The organism is Pseudomonas sp. ABFPK (genome assembly GCF_001586765.1).
GTDB classification, from domain to species: domain Bacteria; phylum Pseudomonadota; class Gammaproteobacteria; order Pseudomonadales; family Pseudomonadaceae; genus Aquipseudomonas; species Aquipseudomonas asiatica.
On sequence record NZ_LQXW01000012.1, the window covers coordinates 156282 to 171249 of the forward strand.

General features: G+C 64.7%; 14 protein-coding genes. 9 read left to right on the top strand and 5 right to left on the bottom strand.

Annotated features, from left to right (window positions below; translation table 11 throughout):
- Positions 1–163: 163 nt before the first annotated feature.
- The 5 genes from fabB to WM94_RS09930 form a co-directional block, all read right to left on the bottom strand.
- The gene (gene fabB, locus WM94_RS09910) at positions 164–1384 is read right to left on the bottom strand and encodes a beta-ketoacyl-ACP synthase I (RefSeq protein WP_013973429.1); all 1221 of its coding nucleotides are present in this window, start codon (positions 1382–1384) and stop codon (positions 164–166) included.
- A gap of 11 nt (positions 1385–1395) precedes the next feature.
- Positions 1396–1911 carry a 3-hydroxyacyl-[acyl-carrier-protein] dehydratase FabA gene (fabA, locus tag WM94_RS09915; RefSeq protein WP_061551088.1) on the bottom strand — a complete coding sequence of 172 codons (516 nt, stop codon included), beginning with the start codon at positions 1909–1911 and terminating at the stop codon, positions 1396–1398.
- A 207-nt stretch (positions 1912–2118) separates the two neighbouring features.
- Positions 2119–4050, bottom strand: coding sequence for an ATP-binding protein (locus WM94_RS09920; protein ID WP_039613080.1), 1932 nt, complete (start codon positions 4048–4050; stop codon positions 2119–2121).
- Positions 4047–4937 carry a hypothetical protein gene (locus WM94_RS09925; RefSeq protein WP_061551089.1) on the bottom strand — a complete coding sequence of 297 codons (891 nt, stop codon included), beginning with the start codon at positions 4935–4937 and terminating at the stop codon, positions 4047–4049. The genes WM94_RS09920 and WM94_RS09925 overlap by 4 nt, the downstream gene beginning before the upstream one ends.
- The gene (locus WM94_RS09930; RefSeq protein WP_177342375.1) at positions 4937–7084 is read right to left on the bottom strand and encodes a TonB-dependent siderophore receptor; all 2148 of its coding nucleotides are present in this window, start codon (positions 7082–7084) and stop codon (positions 4937–4939) included. Before WM94_RS09930 ends, WM94_RS09925 begins: the two co-directional genes overlap by 1 nt.
- Positions 7085–7226: 142 nt before the next feature.
- Here WM94_RS09930 and WM94_RS09935 point away from each other — a divergent pair, with 142 nt between their 5' ends.
- The 9 genes from WM94_RS09935 to kdpA all read left to right on the top strand — a co-directional run bounded on the left by WM94_RS09935 (position 7227) and on the right by kdpA (position 14968).
- On the top strand, positions 7227–8252 hold the full coding sequence (locus WM94_RS09935; protein ID WP_061551090.1) for an NAD(P)H-dependent glycerol-3-phosphate dehydrogenase: 1026 nt from the start codon (positions 7227–7229) through the stop codon (positions 8250–8252).
- A 36-nt stretch (positions 8253–8288) separates the two neighbouring features.
- Positions 8289–8636 carry a DUF4389 domain-containing protein gene (locus WM94_RS09940; protein ID WP_039613082.1) on the top strand — a complete coding sequence of 116 codons (348 nt, stop codon included), beginning with the start codon at positions 8289–8291 and terminating at the stop codon, positions 8634–8636.
- Positions 8633–9091 carry a phosphohistidine phosphatase SixA gene (gene sixA / locus WM94_RS09945; protein WP_015271084.1) on the top strand — a complete coding sequence of 153 codons (459 nt, stop codon included), beginning with the start codon at positions 8633–8635 and terminating at the stop codon, positions 9089–9091. The genes WM94_RS09940 and sixA overlap by 4 nt, the downstream gene beginning before the upstream one ends.
- 235 nt (positions 9092–9326) lie before the next feature.
- Positions 9327–10115 carry an alpha/beta fold hydrolase gene (locus tag WM94_RS09950; RefSeq protein WP_039613084.1) on the top strand — a complete coding sequence of 263 codons (789 nt, stop codon included), beginning with the start codon at positions 9327–9329 and terminating at the stop codon, positions 10113–10115.
- Positions 10112–10966, top strand: coding sequence for an alpha/beta hydrolase (locus tag WM94_RS09955; protein ID WP_039613085.1), 855 nt, complete (start codon positions 10112–10114; stop codon positions 10964–10966). The genes WM94_RS09950 and WM94_RS09955 overlap by 4 nt, the downstream gene beginning before the upstream one ends.
- Before the next feature lie 109 nt (positions 10967–11075).
- The gene (locus tag WM94_RS09960; RefSeq protein WP_023661209.1) at positions 11076–11870 is read left to right on the top strand and encodes a DUF4892 domain-containing protein; all 795 of its coding nucleotides are present in this window, start codon (positions 11076–11078) and stop codon (positions 11868–11870) included.
- 12 nt (positions 11871–11882) lie between these two features.
- The gene (locus WM94_RS09965) at positions 11883–12935 is read left to right on the top strand and encodes an AI-2E family transporter (RefSeq protein ID WP_015271080.1); all 1053 of its coding nucleotides are present in this window, start codon (positions 11883–11885) and stop codon (positions 12933–12935) included.
- 239 nt (positions 12936–13174) lie between these two features.
- Positions 13175–13264 carry a K(+)-transporting ATPase subunit F gene (gene kdpF / locus WM94_RS09970; RefSeq protein WP_003251485.1) on the top strand — a complete coding sequence of 30 codons (90 nt, stop codon included), beginning with the start codon at positions 13175–13177 and terminating at the stop codon, positions 13262–13264.
- A 9-nt stretch (positions 13265–13273) separates the two neighbouring features.
- Positions 13274–14968 (top strand): potassium-transporting ATPase subunit KdpA, encoded by a 1695-nt coding sequence (gene kdpA / locus WM94_RS09975; RefSeq protein ID WP_061551091.1) that lies wholly within the window; start codon positions 13274–13276, stop codon positions 14966–14968.

Genomic DNA, 14968 nt, shown 5'->3' on the forward strand with positions numbered 1-14968 from the left:
TCGGCCCTTTCGCGGGTAAACCCGCTCCCACAGGGGCCGCGCTGCTCTTGAAACCGGTGCTGTACCTGTGGGAGCGGGCACGCCCGCGAAGAGGCCGGTACAGGCAATACAAATGAAAACGCCCCGAACCAGTCGGGGCGTTTTCGTTTACCGCAGCAGCGTCTTACTTGCCTTCCCAGCGCTTGAGCACCAGGGTGGCGTTGGTGCCGCCGAAGCCGAAGCTGTTGCTCATGACCGTGTCGATCTTGGCGTTTTCTTCGGTCTTGCGCAGGATCGGCAGGTCGGCGACCTCCGGGTCCAGCTCGTCGATGTTGGCGGAGCCGGCGATGAAGTTGTTTTCCATCATCAGCAGGCAGTAGATCGCCTCGTGTACGCCGGCAGCGCCCAGCGAGTGGCCCGACAGGCTCTTGGTCGAGCTGATTTTCGGTGCCTTGTCGCCGAACACGGCGCGAACGCCCTTGATCTCGGCAACGTCACCGACCGGGGTCGAGGTGCCGTGGGTGTTCAGGTAATCGATCGGAGTGTCGACGGTCGACAGCGCCTGCTGCATGCAGCGGATAGCACCTTCGCCGCTCGGGGCAACCATGTCGTAGCCGTCGGAAGTGGCGCCGTAGCCGACGATTTCCGCGTAGATCTTGGCGCCACGGGCCAGGGCGTGTTCCAGCTCCTCGACCACCACCATGCCGCCACCGCCAGCGATGACGAAGCCATCACGGTCGGCGTCGTAGGCGCGCGAGGCCTGTTCCGGGGTTTCGTTGCGCTTGGTCGACAGGGCGCCCATGGCATCGAACAGGAACGACTGGCTCCAGTGCTCTTCTTCACCGCCACCGGCGAAGACGATGTCCTGCTTGCCCCACTGGATCTGCTCCAGGGCGGTGCCGATGCAGTGTGCCGAAGTGGCGCAGGCCGAGGAGATCGAGTAGTTGATGCCCTTGATCTTGAACGGGGTGGCCAGGCATGCCGAAACGGTGCTGCCCATGGTGCGGGTAACGCGGTACGGGCCGACGCGCTTGACGCCTTTCTCACGCAGGGTGTCCAGCGCTTCCATCTGGTTCAGGGTCGAGGCGCCGCCGGAGCCAGCCACCAGGCCGGTACGCGGGTTGGAAACCTGCTCTTCGGTCAGGCCGGCGTCCTTGATCGCATCTTGCATCGCCAGGTAGGCGTAGGCAGCAGCGTGGCCGACGAAGCGGTAGACCTTGCGGTCGATCAGTTCTTCGAGGTTGAGGTCGATGGACCCGGAAACCTGGCTACGCAGCCCCATTTCCTTGTATTCCGGGTTGTAACGGATACCCGGACGGCTGTTGCGCAGGTTTTCGGTGACGGTAGCTTTGTCATTGCCCAGGCACGATACGATGCCCAGACCAGTGATAACGACGCGGCGCATGCGAATAACCCTTAGAAATTGTCAGTGGAGGTGAACACGCCGACCCGCAGGCCTTCGGCAGTGTAGATCTCGCGGCCGTCGACGCTGACCGAGCCATCGGCGATGGCCATGTTCAGCTTGCCCTTCAGGACGCGCTTGATGTGAATGTTGTAAGTGACTTTCTTGGCTTCCGGCAGTACCTGGCCGAAGAACTTCACCTCGCCCGAACCCAGGGCGCGCCCGCGGCCTGGCAGGCCCTGCCAGCCGAGGAAGAAACCTACCAGCTGCCACATGGCATCAAGCCCCAGGCAGCCCGGCATTACCGGGTCGCCTTCGAAGTGGCAGGCGAAGAACCACAGGTCCGGAGTGATATCCAGCTCGGCGACCAATTCACCTTTGCCGTACTTGCCGCCTTCTTCGCTGATATGGGTGATGCGATCGACCATCAGCATGTTCGGCGCGGGCAGTTGCGCATTACCTGGGCCGAACAGCTCACCGCGACTGCAGCGCAGCAGGTCTTCCCGAGTAAAGGCGTGTTGTTTGGTCATGCGAGCTCCTCAATAACCCCCTGCGGCAGGGGATGAATCTTCCCGGCCGGCCCGATACGCATCGCGTTCGGGGCGGCAGCCTACAGGTAGACTATTGCGTTGTGGTGAAAGTCACAGTGCACCCGGTGAAAGAAGTACAGGTGTGCACTGAAACGTCTATTTTCAGGTCCGATGAAGGTCCTGTCCAGTGTTTAAGACTGCCGCACTTTAGCATTTATCGCCAGTCGCGGTTGTCTGACCGGGTAGCCAGCGCTGCAGCACGCGCTGCAGTTCGGTGCGGCGCAAGGGTTTGCTCAGGTAGTCGTCCATGCCGGCCGCCATGCAACGCTCGCGGTCGCCCTGCAAGGCGTTGGCGGTCAGGGCGATGATCGGTAACCTGGCGCCGTTGGGCAGCTGGCGGATACGCCGGGTGGCTTCATAGCCGTCCAGGTGCGGCAGGCGGCAGTCCATCAGCACAGCGGCAAAACGCTGCCGGCTGACCCGTTCGACCGCCTCCAGGCCGTCCTCGGCCGTGCATACCGCCAGCCCGAGGCTACGCAGCATGGCTTCGATGACACTTTGGTTGACCGGATTGTCCTCTACCAGCAGCACCTGATCATTGTCGGCCACCGCCGGTGGCGCAGCGCTTGGCTGCGTCAGCGAGAGCGGGGCAGGGCTGGCCAGGGCCAGAGGCATCTCCAGGGTAAAGGTCGAGCCCAGGCCTTCACGGCTTTCGCCACGCAGCTTGCCGCCCATGCGTTCGGCCAGGGTGCGGGCGATCGACAGTCCCAGCCCGGTGCCGCCATAGCGGCGGGAAATCGAGCTGTCGGCCTGCTGGAAGGCGACAAACATCATTTCCAGGCGTTCGTTGTCGATGCCGATACCGGTGTCGCGCACACTGCAGGTCAACCAGATCAGTTGGCGGTCCAGCACCTGCCAGCGCGCCTCGACCTGAACCTGGCCGCGTTCGGTGAATTTCAGCGCGTTGCCGACCAGGTTCAGCAGGATCTGGCGGATGCGCGTGGGGTCGCCGTTCACCTGCAGCTGCTCGATACCCGCCGGCATTTGCAGGTGCAGGGCAAGGCCGCGCTGTTGGGCGCTGTGCTGGAACGACTGGACGCTGCTGGTGATCAGTTCGCCCAGGTTGAAATCGATGTGTTCCAGTTGCAGCGCGGCGCGTTCGATGCGCGAGAAGTCGAGGATGTCATTGATGACCTTGAGCAGGTGCCCGGTGGATTCGCTGGCCACCGCGGTGTACTCGGCCTGCTCGCTGTTCAGCTGCGTGGTTTCCAGCAACTGCAGCATGCCCAGTACGCCATTCATCGGCGTGCGCAGTTCGTGGCTCATCATCGCCAGGAAATCCGATTTGGTGCGGTTGGCCTGTTCGGCCTCCTCGCGGGCCTGGATAAGCTCGGCAATCGCCTGCTTCTGTTCATTGCTGGCCTGCGCCAGGGCATGGGCCAGGTTGTTGATGTGGCGTGCCAGATGGCCCAGTTCGCTGTCATCGACCACCGGCAACAGGGTGTGGTACTCGCCCTGCTGGATGGCCTTGACCGCGTGCCCCATGTCGCTGATCGGCTTGGCGAGGCTAAGGGCCAGGCGGCGCGCCAGCAGGAAAGTGAACAGCAGGGCGAACAGCGCGAGGATACCGGCCTTGATCACGATTTCCTGCTGGCGCTGGCTGAAGGCGTCATCGGACATGCCGACGATAACCCTGCCCAGGTAATCGTCGCCGATGGCCGGGCTGGTGGCCTTGCCCTGTTGCAGGAAGTCGCTGTCCAGGCGGATCTGCTGCAGGCGGATGGGCGCCTGGAACACTTCGACGCGCTGCGCGCGGTTGGCGCTTTCGTCGGACTGCTCAACATAAACCAGTATGTGGTTGCGGCTGTCCTGCACCTCGAGGAAGCGCACGTGGGGGATGCTGAGCGTGGCGCGCATCAGGCCCTCGAGCACTTCGTTGTTGCCCGAGATCACCCCGTATTCCGAGGCTGGCGCCAACTGGTTGGCGATCAGTTGCCCGGTGTGGTTCAGTTCCTGGCGCAGGTCCTGGATACGCACGAAGGTGAAGAAGCTGATCAGCAGCAAGGTCAGCAGCAGGGCAGGGCCGAGGCTGATGATCTGGGTGCGGGTGTGAATGTCCCAGCTCAGGCGCTTGCTCATGGGGTGGGTTCTCCTTCGGCCAGGGCCTTGGCGGCGGCGTTCGGATCGATCGGTTCAAGGCCCAGGGCGCGCGCCACCTGCTGGTTGCCGCTGACGCCGAAGCGTACCGGGTACAGGCTGCGTGGCCAGCGCGCCGGTGGCTGGTCGAGCAACTGGTCGAGCACCGCCAGCCAATCGTCCTGGTCGCTGAAGGTGCTGGCCAGGGCGCCGGCGCGGACGAACCCGGCGTTCGGGCCGATCAGCGCCATCTGCCGGCCATAGCTGCTCAACAGCAGGTTTTTCGCAGTCTTGGAGTTGTACAGGTCGGCATCGTCCAGGCCCAGCAGCACGTCACTGTTGGCCAACAAGTGTTGCAAAGGGCGGCTGTCGCGCGGGTCGGGCCAGTCCTGGGCAATGATCTCCAGGTCCAGCGCGCGGGCGGCGTGGCGCAGCTCTTCGAGCAGAAAGCTGCTGTGCTCACCGTACAGCACACCAATGCGCTGGGCCTGCGGCAGCAGGTAGCGCGCCAGGCGCAACTGCCGGCCCAGCGGCGGATCGCTCCACAGCAGCGTGAGGAACGCGGGCCGCGACTTTCCCAGGCGCTGTTCAGCCTGTACTCGGCTGACCCTCATGGCCAGGGCCGGCGGGCCGGCAGTTTCCCCGAGGCGCCATTCCAGTGCGGCGTTGTCCAGCAGGATCAGGCGCTGGTCAGCCTTGAGCTTGCCCGGGGGGGGCAGGTCGGCGGTGGTCTGGAAATGTACATGGTCGCTCGGCCGGCGGCTTTCCAGCGCGGCGACGAAACTGCGAATGCCAGGCTGGTCTTCCGCGCCTACCAACAGGATTTCGCTGGCGAACAGCGGCCCTATCGGCCACAGGCACAACAGCAACAGGCGCAGCAGCAGGGCCATCAGAACTCCAGCTCCGCGCTGACGCTCAGGCGGTGGCGGCTGTCGTAGCGGTTCTGGATTGCCGTGGTCGGCTCATCGTCCAGGCGCTGTTGCCACAGCGCCGCAAGCTCCAGGTTGCTGCCATGCACCCGGAAACGTTTGGCCAGACGCAGGTCCAGGCGCTCGTAGCGATACTGGTTGAGTGCATCGTCACCGTAATAGAACAGCGCGCTCGACCAACCGTCACCCCACTCGCGCATCCACCCGGCCGAGCCGCTGTTGCGCGCGCTGAGGCGGCGGTCGGCGGGGTTGCTGGCCCAGGCATCCACGTAGGCGTAGGTCACCCGCAGGCGGTCGCGCAGGGTCGGGCGCCAGTCCAGTTGCGCCTCGCTGCCGCTGAAACGGGCCTTGTTGGCATTGCTGGCGATGTACTGGTTGTTCTTCAGGGGCTCGCTGATCATGCCGGTGATCTCGTCATAGAACAGCTTCATATCCATGTTCAGGTCGATGTCGCTGAAGTAGCCGTTGTAGCCGAGTTCGCGCGAGCGCATGCGTTCCTGGTCGAGGTCGCCCGGGCCGCGGGTCTTGACGAAGTATTCGCCGTTTTGCAGGCCGAAAGCGTTGGGGGTCAGGTTCTTGACCGAGTAGCTCCAGTTGACGTTGTTCTCGAACATGTCTGGCGAGCGCACTGCCTCGGAATACACTGCACGCAGGCCATGGCGCGGGGTGATCAGGTAGTTGACCGCCACGCGTGGGGTCAGCGAGCTGCCAGACAGGCGCGAGTCCTCGAACATGGCACCACCCTGCAGGATCCAGTGTTCGTCGGCGCGCCACTCCAGTTGGCCGAACAGGCGCCAGGTCTGGTCGTCGATGCTGCCATTGAAGTAGGTCTGCGAGTCGGCACGATCATAGCGGTAGTTCATGCCACTGAGCAGGCGCAGGCTGTCGGTCAGGCTCAGGGTGTCCTGGATTTCCAGGTCGTAGCGGGTTTCGCGGGTGCTCTGGTCGACGTCGCCGCAGACCTGCTGCTTGCCACCGTTCGCCCATTGCTGCTGGACCTTCTCCAGAAGCCCTCTCATGACAGGATCGTTGGTCGAAAGTGGAGCGCCGGTAGCAATGCCGCGCGCCACTTTTTCGGCGAAATCGGGGTTCATTTGCCAGAGCTGGGTCAATTCCGGGCTGAACGACTGCAAAGCGTCACAGGCGCGCCACACCTGCTGACGGTCGAAATGCTGGGCAGAGCCTTGGATATACAGGCTGTGCTCAGAACTGAAGTCCTTGGTCCAGCGCAATGAGCCGGCGTAGTCCTTGGCACTGACGTCAGCGTTGTTACCGGCTTCGTATTTGGCGAACACCGGCTGGTAGGTATAAGGCCGCTGGTTGCTGCCTTCCTTCGCCGCAAGTTGCCATTCCAGGGTCTGGTCGTGTGCCAGGCTGTGACTGGCGTTGATATTGAAGCGGGTCAGCCGGCGGCTGTCGCGGTAGTCCTGGCCGAACTGGTTCTCGTCGAAGCCATCGTCCTGCTGGCCTGACAGCGACAGGCGCATGTCGCCACCATCCCAGCCGAAGCCGTGGCTGGCGTAGAAATCATTGATGCCGTCCTGGCCGCGGGTCATCTTCAGCCGCGTGCCATGGCTGTCGGCAGGGTTGCGGGTAAGGATGTTGACCACTGCCATCAGCGCGTTGGCGCCGTAGCTGACCGTGTTGGGGCCTCGGAACACCTCGATGCGCTCGATATCCTCCATGGCCAGGGGGATGTCGCTCCAGTCCACCGTGGCCAGGCCGGCGCGGTACACCGAACGGCCATCGATCAGCACCTGCATGCGCCGGGCATCGTTGACGTTGCTGCCGTGGTAATTGACCGTGGGTTGGTTGCCGGCGTTGTAGCCCACCATCATGCCCGGCACCAGGCGTAGCAGCTCGGGGATGTCGCGGGCACCGCTGGCGCGAATCAGCTCGCTGTCGAGCACGGTCATGCTGCCCGGGACTGCGGCGGGGGATTGTTTCAGGCGCGTTGCAGTCAGAACCTGCGGCAGGTCCGTGTTGTCGATGAACAGGTCATCGGCCACGGCCGGGCCGCCGAGCAGGGCAGTCAGTATGAGCAGGCGCGGGTACGAGGGCGTGCCAGGGAACACAAAGCGGCCTTGTATCAGGATTGAAACAGGCATGGTAACCGACCGTGGGGGTTTTGCCAGTGATCTGCTCTACCTGTCGAGCCCGCGAAAGGGCCGGTACTGACACTGGTTCTGTAGCAGGCGAGCCGTATAATGGCCGGGTCGCCACTTAACTTTTGGCTTTAACGGATTGGATATGACTGAACAGCAACCTGTTGCAGTTCTGGGAGGCGGCAGCTTCGGCACCGCCGTGGCGAACCTGCTGGCAGAAAACGGTGTGCCGGTGCGCCAATGGATGCGCGACCCGGAACAGGCCGAGGCCATGCGCGTCAATCGCGAGAATCCGCGCTACCTCAAGGGCATCCGCTTGCACGACGGCGTCGAGCCGGTCTGTGACCTGCTGGCCACACTGCAGGCCAGCGAGCTGATTTTCGTCGCCCTGCCATCGAGCGCCTTGCGTAGCGTGCTGGCTCCGCATGCCGAGTTGCTGCGCGGCAAGGGCCTGGTCAGCCTGACCAAGGGCATCGAAGCGCAAAGCTTCAAGCTGATGAGCCAGATCCTCGAGGAAATCGCCCCCGAGGCGCGCATCGGCGTGCTGTCCGGCCCCAACCTGGCCCGTGAAATCGCCGAACATGCGCTGACCGCCACGGTGGTCGCCAGCGAGGATGAAAAACTGTGCCAGCAGGTGCAGGCCGTGCTGCATGGGCGTACCTTCCGCGTCTACGCCAGTGCCGACCGCTTTGGCGTCGAGCTGGGCGGGGCGCTGAAGAACGTCTACGCCATCATCGCTGGCATGGCGGTGGCCCTGGGCATGGGCGAGAACACCAAGAGCATGCTGATTACCCGCGCCCTGGCCGAGATGACCCGCTTCGCCGTCAGCCAGGGTGCCAACCCCATGACCTTCCTTGGCCTGGCCGGTGTCGGTGACCTGATCGTCACCTGCTCCTCGCCAAAGAGCCGCAACTACCAGGTCGGCCACGCGCTGGGCCAGGGCCTGAGCCTGGAGCAGGCGGTCAGCCGCCTGGGCGAAGTGGCCGAAGGCGTCAACACCCTCAAGGTGCTCAAGGCCAAGGCGCAGGAAGTGCAGGTATACATGCCGCTGGTGGCAGGCCTGCATGCCATCCTGTTCGAAGGCCGCACGCTGAACCAGGTGATCGAGCACCTGATGCGTGCCGAGCCAAAGACCGATGTCGATTTCATTTCCATCAGCGGTTTCAACTGAGCCTTCAGCGGCTCTGACAACAGCAAGGAGCAACACATGAACGATACGCCCGAACGCGCCCAGCGCGAGTCAATCATCCTGCGGGCCCTGTGGATGCTGGTGTTCCTGGTGGTCTGGCAACTGGCCGAGCTGCTGCTCGGTGGCCTGGTGCTGGTACAACTGATCTACCGCCTGGTGTACGGCGCCCCCAGCGCCAGCCTCATGAACTTCGGTGACAGCCTGAGCCAGTACCTGGCGCAGATCGGCCGCTTCGGCAGCTTCCACAGCGACCAGAAGCCCTGGCCGTTCGCCGACTGGCCGGCACCGCGTGCCCCGGAAGGCGAGGCGCCGCATGCGGTGGCCCCGGCCTCGCACCCGGTGCGTGACGAGGAGCCCAAGCTGTGAAGCTGTGGGTTCTGCGCCACGGCGAAGCGGAGCCGCGGGCCAACAGCGATGCCGAGCGCCGGCTGACCGCCCATGGTCGCGAACAGGTGCTGCATAGCGCCGCCCGCCTGCTGGGCCAGCCGCTGCAGGCGATCATCGCCAGCCCTTACGTACGCGCCCAGCAAACGGCTGCCCTGGTGCATGACACCCTCGGCTTCGCCGAACCGGTGCGCACCGTGCCCTGGCTGACGCCTGACAGTGATGTGCAGCAGGTTATCGGCGAAATCGAGCGCCTGGGCCTGGAGCATGTGCTGCTGGTCAGCCACCAGCCGCTGGTGGGTACCTTGGTAGGGGCGTTGCAGCATGGCCACCAGCAGCAACCGGCGGGCATGAGCACTGCAAGCCTGGCGGAGCTGGAAGGGGACTGGCCGCTGGCTGGGTTGATGACCCTTCGGGCGATCAACTCGCCGGCCTGAGCTCTCAGGCTATCTCGGTTTCCTGTAGGAGCAGCCTTGTGCTGCGAAGAGGCCAGTAGGGCAATAGCTCTTCTCCGGCAGTTATGGCCTCTTCGCAGCACAAGGCTGCTCCTACAGGGAGTGCCCGCGTCCGCAAGCCTGACCTGATAGCCCTCGCCGATGACCTTTCCGGACGTTGCCGAACCGCCCCGCGATACCGACAATGGGCCATCATCTCGCATCCGGACCCGGCGCCATGTCGCAGCAGATCTTCTTCGCCCATGCCAACGGTTTCCCGTCGGCCACCTACGGCAAGCTGTTTGCCGCCCTGGCACCGGACTACCAAGTGCAGCACCTGGCCCAGCACGGCCACGATCCGCGCTTTCCGGTGGACGACAACTGGCAGAGCCTGGTCGATGAATTGCTGCACCACCTGGCCCGGCAGGGCCAGCCGGTATGGGGCGTCGGCCATTCGCTGGGCGGGGTGTTGCACCTGCACGCAGCCTTGCGCTGCCCCGAGTACTACCGCGGCGTGGTGATGCTCGACTCGCCGGTGCTCACCCGCGCCGACCAGTGGCTGCTGCGCACCGCCAAGCGCTTCGGCTTCATTGACCGTATCACCCCGGCTGGCCGCACCCTGGGGCGCCGCGAAACCTTCAATGACCGCGACAGTGCCCGGGACTATTTCGCCGGCAAGTCACTGTTCCGCCATTTCGATCCCGAATGCCTCGATGCCTACATAGAGCACGGCCTGCAGGCGATGGAGCAGGGGCTGCAGTTGCGCTTCGACCCGGCCACGGAAATCAGCATCTACCGCAGCATCCCGCATACCAGCCCTGCGCCCGCGCGGCAGTTGCAGGTGCCGCTGGCCATGGTCCGCGGCGAGCGCAGCAACGTCATTCGCCGCCACCACACGCTGGCCGTGCGTGGCATGCCCAGGGGCGAATACCACAGCGTGCCGGGTGGGCACATGTTCCCGCTTGAGCGACCAACCGACACCGCAAGCCTGATCAAGGGCCTGTTCGACCGCTGGAGCCAGGCATGAGCGCGCAGGTTGAGGAGATCCGCCTGAGCCTGGGCCATATCGAACTGGCGGCGCACCTGTTCGGCCCCGAGGATGGGCTGCCGGTAATCGCCCTGCATGGCTGGCTGGACAACGCCAACAGCTTCGCCCGCCTGGCGCCGCAGCTGAAAGGCCTGCGCATCGTCGCCCTGGACCTGGCCGGGCATGGTTATTCCGAGCACCGGCCGCTCGGCGCCGGTTATGCCCTGGCCGACTACGCCCATGACGTGCTGCGGGTGGCCGAACAGCTGGGTTGGCAACGTTTTGCCCTGCTGGGCCATTCGCTGGGGGCAATCATTTCGGTGCAACTGGCTGGCGCGCTGCCGGAACGGGTCAGCCATCTGGCCCTGATCGACGGCGTCATCCCGCCGACCGGCGCCGAGCAGGATGCCGGTGAGCGGCTGGGCATGGCACTGCAGGCCCAGTTGCGCCTGGATGCCAAGCGCAAGTCGGTATACACCACACTGGAGCAGGGCGTACAGGCACGCATGAAAGGCATGGTCGCGGTCAGCCGTGAGGCGGCCGAGCTGCTGGCCCAGCGCGGCCTGATGCCGGTGCCCGGCGGTTACAGCTGGCGCAGCGACAGCCGCCTGACCCTGCCTTCGCCAGTGCGCCTGAGCGAGGCCCAGGCCATGGCCTATGTGCACCGGGTGAGTTGCCCGACGCGCCTGGTCGTGGCCGCCGACGGCATGCTGGCGCGCCACACCGGGTTGCTGGAGCAGCTACCCTTTGAGCAGGTGACGCTGCCCGGTGGCCATCACCTGCACCTGAACGATGAGCAGGGCGCGGCCCTTGTCGCAGACTGTTTCAATCGCTTCTTTGGCTTTGCTTGACTTGCATCGGACAAGTGTCGAGGCTTGGCGGGTTGAACAGGGAGACAACCATGCAACTGCCAGACATCCTGGAGCTTCATCTCGGCGCTGAGCGCCGTCTGGTTCGCCAATGAGCGCGCCTGTTGCCATCCGTAATGCCTTCGCTGCCTGTCTGGTGTTCGCCAGCCCCGTTTTGTGGGCCGGCAGCCTGCCGGTACCGGTGGACGCCAAGGTGGTCGACCAGCGCCCGGCCGTGGAGCAGGAGCGCGTCTACCCCATGGGCCCGCTGCGCAAGATCAGCGGCCGCCTGCGGGTCGAGGACAAGGTCGAAAGCCGTGGCCAGGTCAGCTCGGTAACCTACGAACTGCCGGTCGAGCGTACTGCTCGCGAAGCCTTCACCAGCGCTCGCGAAGCACTGCAGCGCGACGGCGGCTACCCGCTGTTCTGGTGCCAGGGCCGCGATTGCGGCGAGGCCAGCCTGTGGGCCAATGATGTGTTCGGCAATGCCCGCCTCAACGGCGGCGACGAGCAGCAGGCGTTCATCCTTCTGCGCCGCTCGGCGGAGCAGGCCGACACCCTCGTCGCACTGTACAGCGTCACCCGCGGCAACCGCCGCGCCTACCTGCACGTGGAAGAGTTCGTCGCCGGCAGCCCGCTGGGCGAACTGCTGCCGACCGCCGCCACGGTGCTGCGCGAAATGCGCGACACCGGCAAGCTCGACTACCCTGACCTGGCCGCGCCGCAAGACGCCTGGGCGAACCTGCTGGCCCGCAGCCTGAACCTCGACAGCACCCTGCGTGCCAGCCTCAGTGGGGCCCAGGCTGAAGCCTGGCGCGAGGCGCTGGTCAAGGCGGGCGTGCGCAATGGCCGCCTCGAAGTCGGTAGTGCACCTACCGACGGCCTGCACCTTGAACTGATCCGTTGAACGGGCACCACCATGGCTAACAATGACCGCTTGCTGGTCCAGATTCTGCTGCTGGCGCTGCTGGGTGCCGGCCTGTGGGTAATGGCACCTTTCATTTCAGCGCTGTTGTGGGGAGCCATCCTGGCCTTTGCCAGCTGGCCCTTGATGCGCTTGCTGACGCGTGCGCTGGGCGGGCGTGAAACCCTGGCGGCAAGCCTGCTGACCACTGCCTGGATCCTGATCGTGGCGCTGCCGCTGGTGTGGCTGGGGTTCAACCTGGCCGACCACATTCGCGATGCGACGGCGTTCGTGCGTGACGTGCAGGTGGACGGCCTGCCCGATGCTCCGGCGTGGCTGGGTGGCATCCCGGTGGTTGGCGAGCGCCTGGTCAGCTGGTGGCAATCGCTGGACCAGCAGGGCGCGGCCTTGCTGGCCTCGGTCAAGCCGCACCTAGGGCAGGTGGGCAACTGGTTGCTGGCGCGCAGCGCGCAGATCGGCAGCGGCGTGCTGGAACTGACCCTTAGCCTGGTGTTCGTGTTCTTCTTCTACCGCGACGGGCCGCGCTTGTCGGCGTTCGTCCTGCGCTTGCTGCACCGTCTGATGGGCGACCGTGCCGAGTACTACCTGGAGCTGGTCGCCGGTACGGTGCAGCGGGTGGTCAATGGGGTGATCGGTACAGCCGCCGCGCAGGGCGTGCTTGCATTGATCGGCTTCCTGATTGCCGGTGTGCCCGGGGCCATTGTGCTGGGCCTGGTGACCTTCATGCTCAGCCTGATTCCCATGGGCCCGCCACTGGCATGGATTCCGGCCACCGGCTGGCTGGTATGGAAAGGCGAATACGGCATGGCGGTGTTCCTGGGAGCCTGGGGCACCTTCATTATCAGTGGCGTGGACAACGTACTCAAACCGTACCTGATCAGCCGTGGCGGCAACCTGCCGTTGGTGATCGTGCTTCTGGGCGTGTTCGGCGGCCTGATCGCCTTTGGCTTCATTGGCCTGTTCATCGGGCCGACCTTGCTGGCGGTCGGCTACAGCCTGCTGCTGGACTGGAGCCGCAACGCCGTCCCGCAGCCGCCTCAGCAGTAAACCTGTACTGGCCTCTTCGCGGGTGAATCCGCGCCCACAAGGATCTCTACAGCCCGGGAGAGCGGTGCGGTCCCTGTAGGAGCGGGTTTACCCGCGAAGAGGCCGGTTCAGGCAACCTCAACTCCCGATCTTTACGCCTTCTTTATCGCCATCCCCACCTCCCAGTCTCGCCCCTTTACGCCCCTCGCTCGGACAATTTCCCCAAAGCGGCTCAAGCCGCACCACGGGGAGAACCACACATGAACATGCTCGACGGGCTGTCACTGCTGCTGGCAGTGGCATTGGCGTTTTATCTGCTGGTGGCGCTGCTGCGCGCCGATCGCAGCTAGGGAGCGGCCATGCACAGTTACGATTTCGCCTTGCTGTTGGCATTTTTCGCCATCGTGCTGCTACCGGCACCCTGGCTCGGGCGGTTCTACTTCAAGGTCATGGAAGGCCAGCGCACCTGGCTGTCGCCCGTGCTGGGCTCGGTCGAGCAAGCCTGCTACCGGCTGGCGGGCGTGCGCGCCAGCCAGGAACAGAACTGGCAGCAGTACACCCTGGCCCTGCTGGCCTTCAACCTGGCCGGGTTCCTGCTGCTGTTCGCCGTGCTGCTGTTGCAGGGCTACCTGCCATTCAACCCGCAGCATCTGCCCGGCCAGGAATGGTCGCTGGCGTTCAACACCGCGATCAGCTTCGTAACCAACACCAACTGGCAGGCCTACAGCGGTGAAGCGTCGGTCAGCTACCTGAGCCAGATGCTCGGCCTTACCGTGCAGAACTTCGTCAGCGCCGCCACCGGCCTGGCCGTGCTGGTCGCCCTGTGCCGCGGCATCGCACGGCGCAGCGCCACGACGCTAGGCAACTTCTGGGTCGACATGACCCGCGCCACCCTTTACGGCTTGCTGCCGCTGTGCCTGCTGCTGGCGTTGCTGCTGGTATGGCAGGGCGTACCGCAAACCTTGGCCGACTACGCCCACGCGGTCACCCTGCAAGGCACCGAGCAGACCATCCCGCTGGGCCCGGCCGCCAGCCAGATCGCCATCAAGCAACTGGGTACCAATGGCGGTGGCTTCTTCGGAGTCAACTCGGCGCACCCGTTCGAAAACCCCACGGCCTGGAGCAACCTGTTCGAGGTGGCTTCGATCATCCTCATTCCGGTGGCGCTGGTGTTCACCTTTGGCCACTACGTGAAGGACCTGCGCCAGAGCCGCGCCATCCTCGCCTGCATGCTTGCGCTGTTCCTGATCGGCGGCAGCACGGCGTTGTGGTCCGAGTACCAGCCCAACCCGGCCCTCGAGAGCGCGCAGGTACAGCAAAGCGCCCCGATGGAGGGCAAGGAAACCCGCTTCGGCACCACCGGTTCGGTGCTGTGGACAGTGACTACCACCTCTGCGTCCAACGGTTCGGTCAATGCCATGCACGACAGCCTCAACCCGCTGACCGGCATGGTGGCGATGGTCAACATGATGGTCGGTGAGGTGATCTTCGGCGGCGTCGGTGCAGGGCTTTACGGCATGCTGCTGTTCGTGCTGATCGCGGTGTTCCTGGCCGGGCTGATGATCGGCCGCACCCCGGAATACCTGGGCAAGAAACTGCAGGCCCGCGAGGTGCAGTTGCTGGTGGCGACCCTGCTGGTGATGCCGGTCGGCGTGTTGGTGCTCGGCGCCATTGCCGCCAGTCTGCCAGGCCCGGCAGGTGCAGTCAGCAATCCGGGTGCGCATGGCTTCAGCCAGCTGCTGTATGCCTACACCTCGGGCACGGCCAACAACGGCTCGGCCTTTGCCGGCTTTGGTGCCAACACGGTGTACCACAACCTGATGATCGGCCTGGCCATGCTCATCGGCCGCTTCGGCTACATCCTGCCGGTACTGGCGCTGGCTGGCAGCCTGGCGGCGAAGAAAAGCGCGCCCCAGGGGCTTAACAGCTTCCCCACCCATGGCCCGCTGTTCACCGGCCTGCTGCTGGTCACCATCCTGCTGGTCGGTGGCCTGACCTTCCTGCCGACCCTGGCCCTTGGGCCGATCGCCGAACATTTGAGTCTGGGTTTTTGA